The 11,699-nt window shown below is 70.0% G+C and carries 7 protein-coding genes; 4 read left to right on the top strand and 3 right to left on the bottom strand.

What is annotated here, in order from left to right; genetic code table 11:
* On the bottom strand, window positions 1-1,106 hold a 1,106-nt coding region (locus tag E1J50_RS24000), incomplete at its 3' end, for a Tle-like phospholipase domain-containing protein (RefSeq protein ID WP_483466581.1).
* 290 nt (window positions 1,107-1,396) lie between these two features.
* Here E1J50_RS24000 and E1J50_RS23995 point away from each other — a divergent pair.
* The 4 genes from E1J50_RS23995 to E1J50_RS23980 all read left to right on the top strand — a co-directional run bounded on the left by E1J50_RS23995 (window position 1,397) and on the right by E1J50_RS23980 (window position 9,365).
* Window positions 1,397-2,587, top strand: a complete 1,191-nt coding sequence (locus tag E1J50_RS23995) for an adenylate/guanylate cyclase domain-containing protein (protein WP_165937960.1) — start codon at window positions 1,397-1,399, stop codon at window positions 2,585-2,587.
* Window positions 2,588-2,689: 102 nt separating this feature from the next.
* Window positions 2,690-4,597 (top strand): PhoX family protein, encoded by a 1,908-nt coding sequence (locus tag E1J50_RS23990; RefSeq protein WP_245516728.1) that lies wholly within the window; start codon window positions 2,690-2,692, stop codon window positions 4,595-4,597.
* Between the two features lie 277 nt (window positions 4,598-4,874).
* The gene (locus E1J50_RS23985; RefSeq protein ID WP_132256415.1) at window positions 4,875-6,125 is read left to right on the top strand and encodes an efflux RND transporter periplasmic adaptor subunit; all 1,251 of its coding nucleotides are present in this window, start codon (window positions 4,875-4,877) and stop codon (window positions 6,123-6,125) included.
* Window positions 6,126-6,197: 72 nt separating this feature from the next.
* Window positions 6,198-9,365, top strand: coding sequence for an efflux RND transporter permease subunit (locus E1J50_RS23980; protein WP_132256413.1), 3,168 nt, complete (start codon window positions 6,198-6,200; stop codon window positions 9,363-9,365).
* Between the two features lie 25 nt (window positions 9,366-9,390).
* On the opposite strand, the gene E1J50_RS23975 is transcribed toward E1J50_RS23980, so the two are convergent.
* Window positions 9,391-9,840 (bottom strand): four-helix bundle copper-binding protein, encoded by a 450-nt coding sequence (locus tag E1J50_RS23975; RefSeq protein WP_132256410.1) that lies wholly within the window; start codon window positions 9,838-9,840, stop codon window positions 9,391-9,393.
* Between the two features lie 151 nt (window positions 9,841-9,991).
* Window positions 9,992-11,699, bottom strand: a 1,708-nt coding sequence (locus E1J50_RS23970; RefSeq protein WP_132256408.1) for a DUF4214 domain-containing protein, incomplete at its 5' end; no start/stop codon positions are given.

Below are 11,699 nucleotides of genomic sequence, written 5' to 3'. Positions count from 1 at the left end.
TCGCGGCCCTCGCGCCAGCCGACCCGGTCGTAATGCGCCAGAGGATCGACCTGCGCGCGCCCGACATCGGCGTAGGCCGCCCGGTAGCCGAGCGTCGAGAAATACGCATCGGGGTCGCGGCCCTCGCGCCAGCCGAACCGCGCGTAATGCCCCTCCGCGTCGAGGCCGGCCGCCCGCACGTCGGGATTCGAGATCGAGTAGAAGGCGTCGCTGACGAGGGCGCTGCGATCGGCGATGTCGCCGTAGAGCAGGAGGTAGTCGCGTCCCGCGACGATCCGGCTCCCGTCGACGAGGATCGGCGTATTGTTCTGGAGGAGCCCGAGGTCCTCGCCGTAATTCGTGAGCGGGTGGTAGGTGGCGGCGAGTGCCCCGAAGGCGGTCAGGCCCGCGACCCGGTCGGCCAAGGTCGAGTTCGGGCCGAACAGGTTGCCCGCCTCGGAGAGGAGGCCGCGCAGCGCCTCCTCCAGGGGCGAGCCGATGTAGCTCGGATCGCCGACGCGCCGGATGGTGTCGCTCCACAGGAATTCGGTCTCGTAATTGACCGGGGTGAAGCTGTAATTGGCGACCGGATCGAGATACTCGACGTAGTTGACGAGCGTGCCGGCGCCGCTCGGCGGAAGCTTGGTGGCCGACAGGCCGGGTGCGGCGAAGGTGAGCCCGTCGATGCCGAGCACGGCCGCGACATAGGCCGCTTCCGCCGCGCCGAGGGAGTGACCGGTGATGGTGATGCGGTCCGTTCCGATGCCCTGGAGGGCCGCCGCCGCGATCACCTGCCGGCTGAAGGCGACCGCATCGGTCAGGGCCTGCGGGATACCGCCGAAATAGAGGGCGACGTCGGCGTCGACCTGGGCGAGGAGGAAGTCCGGCCGTTCCTCGATGCCCGCCGTGTCGGTGCCCTCGAAGCCGATCACGATCTCGGAGACGGGGCCGGGCGTCTGGAAGGCGGCCCCGTGAAAGCCGCTCGCCTGCAGGCCTGAATCGAACTGGCCGGTCCGGTAGAAGAACGGCGCGAGCCCGGTCGGGACCGGGGGCAGCACGTCGCTGTCCGGAAAGCCGTACATCCAGCGCGAGATGTCGTAGTCGTTCTGCAGGGTCGGCGCCGCCATCTGAACCGTCTCCGCGGAGCCCCAGGCGGGGCGTGACAGGGTCCCGAGCAAGCGTTCCTAAACACGGCCACGCTTGCGGACGGTGTTCGTACGTAAACGCACGGCCGGATCTGCTTTGCCGACCAGTTCGGTGACGGTAGCAGGAAATATTCTGAAGTCTAATCCGCCAATCTCATCTGGCGATCTGTTGATCTTGTCGGCGCCTTCGGGGCGCGCCGGCGCGCAGGATGCCGCGGCCGGCGCGGCGGGCATACTCTCCCATCCGATTCGGACCTCTGGACACCGGCAGCATGGACGCTTTAGCCGCACCTCACGACCTGATCGACTGGATCCTGCGCCATGCGCTCGCCCAGGACGATCTCGGCGGCCTGCTGACGGGCATCTGCGAGCGGTTGACCGCCCGCGGCATCCCGGTCTGGCGGGCGAGCCTCGATCTGCCCACGATCGATCCGCATTTCCGCGCGCTCACGCACAAATGGTGGCGGGACCAGCCGGTCACGGTCGGCACCTTCCTGCATGGGCCCGAGCAGGAACGGGATTTCCAGCGCAGCGTCATCCATCACCTGCTCTCGCGCGACCTCACTCTGTCTCGCTGGAGACTGGAGGCGGGGGAGGGCGTGGCCGATTTCGCCCTTCTCGCGACGCTGCGGGAGACGGGCGGCACCGACTACGTGATGCGGCTCGTCACCTTCGGCGATGGCGGCTCGGTGGTGAGAGGCTTCGCCTTCTCCTTCGCGACGGACCGGCCCGGCGGCTTCACCCAGGTCGAGATCGACGTCGTCTCGGGGCTGATCCCGGCGCTCGGGCTCGCGGCCTACCGCTCCAGCGCCGCTCGCACGGCCGCGAGCGCCCTCAGCGTCTATCTCGGCCCGACCGCGGCTCGGCGGGTCCTCGCCGGCGAGATCCGCCGCGGCGAGGGCGAGCGGATCTCGGCCACGATCCTGTTCGCGGACCTGAAGGGGTTCACCGACCTCACCGAGCGGGCCGACGCCTTGCAGGTCGTGGCTTGGCTCGACGAGCATTTCGAGGCGATCGGCGACGCCGTCACCGACCAGGGCGGCGAGATCCTGAAGTTTCTCGGCGACGGGATGCTCGCCGTATTTCCGGTCGCGGAGGTGGAGTGCTCGCCCTGCCCGAACTGCGAGGCGGCCTTGCGGGCCGCCGAGGCGGCCGTCGCGGCCAACGAGGCCCTCAACGCCCGGCGCAGGCAGCGGGCCGAGCCGGCCCTCGCCGTCGATGTCGCGCTGCATTTCGGCGAGGTCGTCTACGGCAATGTCGGGGCGAGCCGTCGGCTCGATTTCACGGTGATCGGCCGGGCCGTCAACGAGACCTGCCGCATGGAGGCTCTCTGCGACAGGCTCGGGCGCAGCATCCTCCTCTCCGAGGAGGTCGCGCGCCGCTGTGCCCGGGAGACGGTGCGGCTCGGAACCTTCGGCCTGCGGGGCGTGCGCGGCGAACGCACCCTCTTCGGCCTCGCCTGAGCCGCCGCCCGAGGCCCGGACGGCGGCTCTGTCACAGGACCGACATGCGGATGCGGGAGCTTCCCGCCCAACCGTCAGATCCCCTGAAGCCCAAGGTGCCGCATGATGCCGAACGGACGCCGCGTCCGCGAACCCGAAACCGAGGCGCAGCCGACCCTCGACGACCTCATCGCCGTGCGATTGAGCCGGCGCGATCTCATGCGCGGCGCGCTCGTCGCGGGCGCGGTTGCCGGGTTCAGCGCGCCGTTCGTCGCGGGCGACGCTGCGGCGGAGGGCTTCGAGTTCCCTGAGGTCGAGGCCGGTGTCGACGAGACGCATCACGTCGCCGCAGGCTATGAGGCCGAAATCCTCCTGCGCTGGGGCGACCCGCTCTTTCCCGACGCGGCCCCGCTCGATCCGCGGGCTCAGGACGCGGAGCGCCAGCGCCGCCAGTTCGGCTACAACAACGACTTCGTCGGCTACCTGCCCATCGCCGGGTCGAGCGAACACGGACTCCTCGTCGTCAACCACGAGTTTACGAACAGCGAACTCATGGTCCCCGGCCTCGGCCCGCAGAGCCGCAAGACCAGCCTCAACCTGCTCTCGCGCGAGCAGGTGGCGGTGGAGATCGCCGCTCATGGGGGCTCGGTCGTCGAGATCCGGCGCGAAGGCGGGCGCTGGCGTCCCGTGCTCGGCTCTCCCTACGCCCGGCGCATCACCGCCGAGACACCGATGGAGATGACCGGACCCGCCGCCGGCCACCCGCGCCTTCGCACAGTCGAGGACCCGGAGGGTCGGCGGGTTCTCGGCACGATCAACAATTGCTCGGGCGGCCTCACCCCCTGGGGCACGTGGCTCTCGGGCGAGGAGAACTTCCACTACTACTTCGTCGGCAACCTGCCCGAGGGGCATCGGGAGGCGGAGAACGCCAAGCGCTACGGGCTCGGCCAGCCCTTCTACGGCTGGGGGCGATTCCACGACCGCTTCGACCTCGCGAAGGCGCCGAACGAGCCGAACCGCTTCGGCTGGGTCGTCGAGATCGACCCCTTCGACCCGCATTCCGTCCCGAAGAAGCGCACGGCGCTCGGGCGCCTGAAGCACGAGGGTGCCGCCGGCATCGTCGCGAAGGACGGGGCCTACGTCGTCTATCTCGGCGACGACGAGCGCTTCGACTACGTCTACAAATTCGTGACCGCGGGCCGGGTCGATCCGCATCACCCCGCGGCGAACCGCGATCTCCTCGACGCGGGCACGCTCTACGTCGCCCGCTTCGACGCGGACGGGACGGGGCGCTGGCTTCCCCTCGTTCACGGCACGGGGGGCCTCGATGCGGGCGCGGGCTTCGAAACGCAGGCCGACGTGCTGATCGAGACCCGGCGCGCCGCCGACATCCTCGGCGCCACCCGGATGGACCGGCCCGAAGACATCGAGGCGAACCCGCGCACGAACCGCGTCTACGTGATGCTGACGAATAACGGCCGGCGCCAGGACGAACAGGTCGACGCCGCGAATCCGCGCCCGAAGAACGCTTTCGGCCACATCATCGAGATGCTGCCGGAGGGCGAGGATCACGCCGCCACGAGCTTCCGCTGGGAGATCCTCCTGCGCTGCGGCCCACCCGCGTCCGGCGCGACCTTCTCGGCGGCGACGAGCGAGAGCGGCTGGTTCGGCATGCCGGACAATTGCGCCATCGACGGGCGCGGCCGGCTCTGGGTCGCGACGGACGGCAACTCGCGCAAGGCGACGGGCCGGGCGGACGGGATCTGGGCCGTCGAGACCGAGGGGCCGCGGCGGGCGACAGCCCGCCACTTCTTCCGGGTGCCAATCGGCGCCGAGATGTGCGGTCCCTGCTTCACGCCGGACGACGAGACCTTCTTCGTCGCCGTCCAGCATCCGGGCGAGTCCGACGACGATGCCATCCCGACGAGCTTCGACCAGCCCTCGACCCGCTGGCCCGATTTCGAGCCCGGCATGCCTCCGCGTCCGTCCATCGTCGCCGTGACCCGGAAGGGCGGGGGCGCCATCGCGTGAGGCCCCTCGGCGCGGCGAACCTTCGCCGCTCACGAAATCGTGCCCACGCTTCGGGGCGCGCAGCTGTAGAGGGCGGGAGCCCTCTACGGGACCTCGGTGTTCTCACATGCAGACCGGGTGAATTCAGTCACGGACCCGTCAAAATGTTGGCCTACCGACGCCTTCGCGGCGTTCAGGACTGGTGCCCGACCGCCCGCCTGTGCATGAGAGCGGTCCATCGACTGCGCATCCCCGTCACCGTCGCCTCCACGCCGCGCGAGCGCCCGAGCTTACTCCGATGAGCATCATCCAGGGTCAGAACCTCCGCCCCATCGGGTTGAGGATGCGCACGCAACTTCTCATCCTCGCGGGGCTGAGCGGAGCTGCGGTGGCCGGCTACGGCCTGCTTCACCGCGGCAGCGTGGCCGACGCGGCCGTGCAGCCGGCGGCCCTGACGGCGCCCCGGCCCTCGGGCGGCTTCGTCCTCACCGCGGCGCAGCTTGCGACGCTGACGAGCGAGACGGTCGACCAGCGGCTCTTCTACGAGGAGATCGCGACCGAGGGTAAGATCGGCGTCGATGAGTATCGCGCCACTCCGATCTTCTCGCCCTATCCCGGCCGCGTCGTGTCGATCCTGGCGCGCTCGGGCGAGCAGGTGAAGCAGGGCGATCCTCTGTTCGCGGTTCAGGCGAACGAGATGGTCCAGGCCCAGAACGACTATCTCGCAGCGCTCAACGTCCTCAACAAGAGCCGTTCGCAGCTCACCCTCGCCCAGGCCGTCGAGAAACGGCAGCGCGACCTCTTCGAATCGCGCGCGACGACGCTGCGCGACCTGCAGAACGCCCAGAACGATCTGACGTCGGCCACGAACGACGCGCGCACGGCCGAGGTCGGGCTCGAGGCGGTGCGCAACCGCCTGCGCATCCTCGGCCTCAAGGACGAGGAGATGGCGGCCCTCCAGAAGGGCGCCATCAATCCGACGACGACGATCTACGCCCCGCTCTCGGGCACGGTGATCCAGCGCAAGATCGGCCCCGGCCAGTATATCGGCACGGGCGGCAGCGACCCGTCCTACATCATCGGTGACCTGTCGAAGGTCTGGCTGATCGCGCAGCTGCGCGAGAGCGACGCCGCCAAGGTCGATCTCGGCGAGCGGCTCACCTTCCGCGTCCTCTCGCTGCCGGACCGGACCTTCGAGGGCCGGGTGAACTTCATCGGCGCCTCGGTCGATCCGGCGACGCGCCGCATCGTCGTGCGCGCCGAGATCGACAATCCGCAGGGGCTCCTCAAGCCCGAGATGTTCGCGAGCGTGCGCATCATCAACGAGCGCGAGAGCCTGTCGCACTCGGTGCCCCGGGCCGCCGTGATCCTGGAAGGCAGCAAGGCGAGCGTCTGGGTGCTGAAGCCCGATAATTCCGTCGAGAGCCGGGAGATCAAGCCCGGCATCGTCGACGGAGGCACGATCGAGGTCCTCGACGGCCTGAAGACCGGCGAGCGGGTGATCTCGCGGGGCTCGCTCTTCATCGACCGGATGGCCACGCAGGGCTGAGGGCGCGCGCGGCTCCGGGGCGAGCCGCCGCATCGCGCCGCCGGCCGCGGGCCGGCCAAGGGGACCTTCCACATGGACGCCATCGTCGCCTTCGCCCTGCGGCAGCGCGTGCTCGTCGTGCTCGCCTTCGTGCTCCTGCTGATCGGCGGGCTCGCGGCGTTCCGCACCCTCAACATCGAGGCCTACCCGGACCCGACCCCGCCGATGATCGACGTGGTCACGCAGGCGCCGGGCCTCTCGGGTGAGGAGATCGAGCGCTACATCACGGTGCCGATCGAGGTGATGACCTCTGGCCTGCCGAATCTGAAGCAGGTCCGCACGGTCTCGCTCTACGGCCTCTCGGACGTGAAGCTGCAATTCGGCTTCGAGTTCACCTATTACGAGGCCGAGCAGCAGGTGCTGAACCGCCTCGCCCAGCTCGACCCTCTGCCGAACGGCGCCAAGCCCACCATCTCGCCGGTGAGTCCGATCGGCGAGATCTTCCGCTACAAGCTCGCCGCGCCCGCGGGCTACAGCGTCCTCGACCTGAAGACGCTGCAGGATTGGGTGCTGCGCCGCCGCTTCCGCGCGGTGCCCGGCGTCATCGACGTGATCGGCTGGGGCGGCAAGACCAAGACCTTTGAGATCAGCGTCGACATCGACAAGCTCACCGCCTACGGCCTCACCCTGGCCGGGGTGGTGAAGACCCTCAACGACAGCAACCTCAACGTCGGCGGCAACCGGATCACGCTCGGCAGCCAATCCGCCGTGGTGCGCGGCGTCGGCCTGATCCGCTCCACCGACGACATCGAGGAGACGGTGCTCGCCCAGTCGGGCGGCGCGCCGGTGCTGGTGCGCGACGTCGCCCACGTCACGATCGGCCATCAGCCCCGCCTCGGCATCGCCGGCATGAACGACGACGACGACATCGTGCAGGGCATCGTCCTCATGCGGCGCGGCGAGCAGAGCACGCCGACGATCAAGGCGGTCGAGGAGGAGGTCGCCCGCATCGAGGCGGCGGGCATCCTGCCGCCCGGCGTGCGCATCGAACGGATCTACGACCGCTCGGACCTGATCGAGGTCACGACCCACACCGTCCTGCACAACATGCTCTTCGGGATCAGCCTGATCCTCGTGATCCAGTGGCTCTTCCTCGGCAATCTGCGGAGCGCGCTCATTGTCGTGGCGACGATCCCTTTCGCGCTCTTCTTCGCCGTCATCATTCTCGTGCTGCGGGGCGAATCCGCGAACCTCCTCTCCGTCGGCGCCCTCGATTTCGGCCTCATCGTCGACGGCACGGTGATCATGGTCGAGGCGATCTTCCGAAGGCTCTCGGGGCACGGGCCGCCCTCGGCCGGCGGGGGCGCCAAGGGGCTCGCGGGCAAGCTCGGCGCGATCGTGCGGGCGTCGAGCGACGTCAGCCGCTCGATCGTGTTCGCGGCCATCATCATCGTCACGGGCTTCCTGCCGCTCTTCACGCTCACCGGCGTGGAGGGCCACATCTTCGGGCCGATGGCGCAGACCTACGCCTACGCCCTGCTCGGCGGCCTCATCGCCACCTTCACGGTGACGCCGGTGCTCTCGGCCTACCTGCTGCCGGAGCATATCGAGGAGGTCGAGACCTTCCTCGTGCGCGGCCTCGACCGCCTCTACCGCCCGGCAATCCGCATGGCGCTGGGCAACCGGGCCCTGGTGCTCGGCTTCGCCGCGCTGCTCGCGGTGGGCGTCGGCCTCGCCTCGCGCAATCTCGGCTCGGAGTTCCTGCCGAAGCTCGAGGAGGGCAATCTGTGGCTGCGCGCCACCATGCCGGCGACGATCTCGCTGCGGGAGGGCAACCTCTACGTCAACCGGATGCGCCGCATCATCGCCGCGGTGCCGGAGGTCGAGCGGGTGGTCTCCCAGCACGGCCGGCCCGACGACGGGACCGACGCCGCGGGCTTCTTCAACGGCGAGTTCTTCGCGCCGCTCAAGCCCGCCGAGCAGTGGCGGCCGGGCGTCACCAAGGAGAGCATGACCGCGGAACTCCTCGACCGTCTCCGGGCGGAATTCCCAGGAATCGAGTTCAACCTGTCGCAGTACCTGCAGGACAACGTCGCCGAGGCCGTCTCCGGCATCAAGGGCGAGAACTCGTTCAAGGTGTTCGGGCCCGACCTGCAGACGCTGACGAATGTCGCCCGCAAGGTCGAGTCGGTGCTCAAGACGGTGCCGGGCGTGACCGACCTCGGCGTGTTCACCTCGCTCGGCCAGCCGACCGTGCAGATCGACGTCGACCGCGTGCGCGCCTCGCGCTACGGCCTCACGCCGGGCGACATCAACACCACGGTGCGCACCGCCATCGGCGGCGACAGCGCGGGCGATCTCTACGACACCGGCAGCGACCGGCACTACCCGATCATCGTGCGCCTCGCCTCGCAGTTCCGGCAGAGCGTCGGCGCGATCCGCAACCTGCGCATCGCCGGCCAGGGGCCGAACGGCATGGTGATCCAGGTGCCGCTCAACGAGGTCGCCTCCGTGCGCCTCGTCTCGGGGCCGGCCTACATCTACCGGGAGGGGCAGGAGCGGTACCTGCCGGTCAAGTTCAGCGTCCGCGACCGCGACCTCGGCAGCACCATCATCGAGGCGCGCGAGCGCGTCGCCGCCGAGGTGGAGCTGCCGCCAGGCTACAGGCTGGAGCTCGTCGGCGAGTTCAACAACATGCAGGGTGCGCTGGCCCGGCTCTCGCTGACGGTGCCGCTCGCCGTGGCGCTGATCGCGATCCTGCTCTTCGTCAACTTCAACTCGGTGACCGACACCCTGCTCGCGCTCAGCGTCATCCCGATGGCGGTGGCGGGCGGCATCCTCGCCCTCGTCTTCACCGACACGCCCTTCAGCGTCTCGGCGGCGATCGGCTTCATCGCCCTCCTCGGCATCGCCGTGATGGACGGGATCATCGTGATCACGCAGTTCAACGCGCTCCTCGCGGCCGGCGAGGAACGCGTCTCGGCCATGATGCGCACCTGCCTCACGCAGATGCGGCCAGTGGTGATGACCTGCGTGGTGGCCGGCGTCGGGCTGCTGCCCGCCGCCCTCTCCTCAGGCGTCGGCTCGCAGGTTCAGAAGCCGCTGGCGCTCGTCGTCGTCGGCGGCATGGCGCTCGCGCCCCTGCTGATCCTGCTGATCCTGCCGGTGCTGATCCTGCTCCTGTCCCGGCGCCGGACGGCCGAGCAGCCGGAATCCGACGGCGTGATCGAGGAGCCGGAACTGGCGCCGTTCGAGGCGTGAGGGCCGGGCCTCACGCCGCGAAGCCTCACGAGGCGATCTTGCGGCACTCCTCGGCGCAGGCCCGGCAGGAGGCGCCGCAGGCCTTGCACTCCGCGATGTCTGCGAACTTGTCGCATTCCTTGCCGCAGGCGGTGCAGATCTCGCCGACCGCCTTGGCGAGGATCGCGGTATGGGGCGAGTTGACCGCGGCGAGTGCCTCCAGCGCCGTGCAAGCCTGGATGAGGTCGCGCACCGACATCGTGCAGGAGACCATGCTGGTGTCCTTCATCTCCAGCATGCCGAAGCAGTGCCGCAGGCAGGCATTGCCCGTCGAGACGCATTGTGCGCTCGTTTCCGTCAGGGCCTTGTACTTCGGCGGATGATTGTGCCCGCCGTGGGCGGCGTGGTCGTGACCCATCTCGTGCGCCTGCGCCGAGCCGATGGCGCCGAGAGCCGCCACGGCACCGATTGCGGTCATGAAGTCACGGCGTTCCATCGAGAACCTCCCCATTTCGTCGCGCGATGCGCGGGCGGAGAATGACGCGGAAAGCTCGGCCGGTCGAGCCGGCGGCGTCCCCCATCGACAGGCGCCGGACAGGCCGACGGCCGGGCTGGAGGCCCGGCCGCCACGTAGCGGGTGACGCGACTCAGATCAGGTGCCAACCCTGCTCGATATGCGGGGCAAGGTGCTGGTGCGCCTCCTCGCTCTGCGCGATGCCGAGGGCGATCTCGGCGCGGCTCGCTCCGTGGGCGAGGGCGCCCGTCCAGCCCGCGAGGCCGCCGGCTTCGGCGTGGCGCCCGAGCGCGTTCTGGTAGAGCAGGTCCACGAAGGCCGAGTCGGACAGGCCGCCGTGCTTGGCCTCGTACTCGCCCGAGCCGAGGAAGGCCTGCGCCATGCCGGCCTCGGACAGGCCGCCCTTGAGCGCCTGCGTCCAGGCCTGGAGCCCGCCCGCGTCCGGCGCGCGGTCGAGGAGCGCGTAGTAGAGCCGGGCCGCGTCCGTCGCCGCGTGGTCCTCGACGTAGGTGCCCGAGTTCAGCGCCGTCTGCAGGGCCGCGACGTTCTCGCCGGAGAGCGCGAAGCCCATCGCGACGTCGGCGCGGGAGCCGCCGTGGCCGAGGGCGCCGGCCCAGCCGTCGATGCCTGCCGCCTCGCCCGAGCGGTGGAGCGCCGTCTCGTAGAGGTGCTCGACGAAGGCCCGGTCGTCGAGGCCGCGAAACTTCGCCTGCGCCTCGGTGGAGTTCAGGATGATCTCCGCGACGTCGTGCAGGGCCATCCCGCTCTTTAGCGCGCCCACCCAGTAGGCGAAGCCGCCCGCGTCCGGCGCCCGGTCGAGGATGGCGTCGTAGAGGGCGTAGACCTGCCCTTCGACGCTCTGTGCGTCGTGCAAGGCCGTGGAGAACAGGCCGCGGTTGACCGAGAAGTCGAGGTCGAAGGCGAAGCTCTCGCTGTGCCCGACATTGCCCGCGGCATCCGTCGCGGTCGCGGTCAGGGCGTAGTGGCGGCCGGCACCCCCCTCCGTCATCGCGAAGGGCAGGCTCCAGTTGCCGGCCGCATCCGCAACGGCCGTGCCGAGGACGGTCGAACCGTCCTTGACGGTGACGGAGGCGCCCGCCTCCGAGAATCCGACGGTGCCGGAGACGGCGTGGCCGACCACGTGACCGGGGCCGGACACTCCCTTGACGCTGAGGGAGGGCGCCGTCGTGTCGAGGGTGAAGGTCACCGCCGTGGTGGACGAGACGTTGCCCGCCGCGTCGCTGGTCCGGACCGCGACCGTGTGCGCGCCGTCACCGAGGGTCGACGGATCGTAGGTCGCGGACGCCGTGCCGTCGATGACGTAGCTGACGCTGCCTCCCGCTTCCGGGGCGGTCGCCGAGAGGTGGCCGTCGCTCGTGATCCCGTCGCCGAGCTTGCCGGTGTCGTTGGCGAGGAGCACCGCCGGAGCCTGGGGCGCGACCCTGTCGAGCGTGAAGGCGAGGGAGGCAGCCACGGAGGTGTTGCCGGCGGTGTCCGTCTGCCGCACGGCCAGGGTATGGGCGCCGTCCGCGAGAGCGGCGGGGTCGTAGGTCCCAGCCCAGCCCCCGTCGTCGAGGTTGTAGCTCAGGCTGGCGCCGGCCTGCGTGCCCGTCACCGTCACGCGGGCGTCGCTCGTGATCCGGTCGCCCGCCGAGGCGCCCGTGTCGCTGGTGAGGGCGAGGCTCGGAGCGCCGGGGGCCGTGGAGTGCAGCGTGAAGGTCAGCGAGCGTGCCACCGAGACGTTGCCCGCGGCGTCGATGTGCTTGACCGAGACCGTGTGCTGGCCGTCCGTGAGGGGCGTCGGGTCGTAGGCACCGTAGGCCTTGCCGTCGACGCTGTAG

The organism is Methylobacterium segetis, assembly GCF_004348265.1.
GTDB classification, from domain to species: Bacteria; Pseudomonadota; Alphaproteobacteria; order Rhizobiales; family Beijerinckiaceae; genus Methylobacterium; species Methylobacterium segetis.
This window is presented reverse-complemented; position numbering and strand designations above follow the sequence as displayed.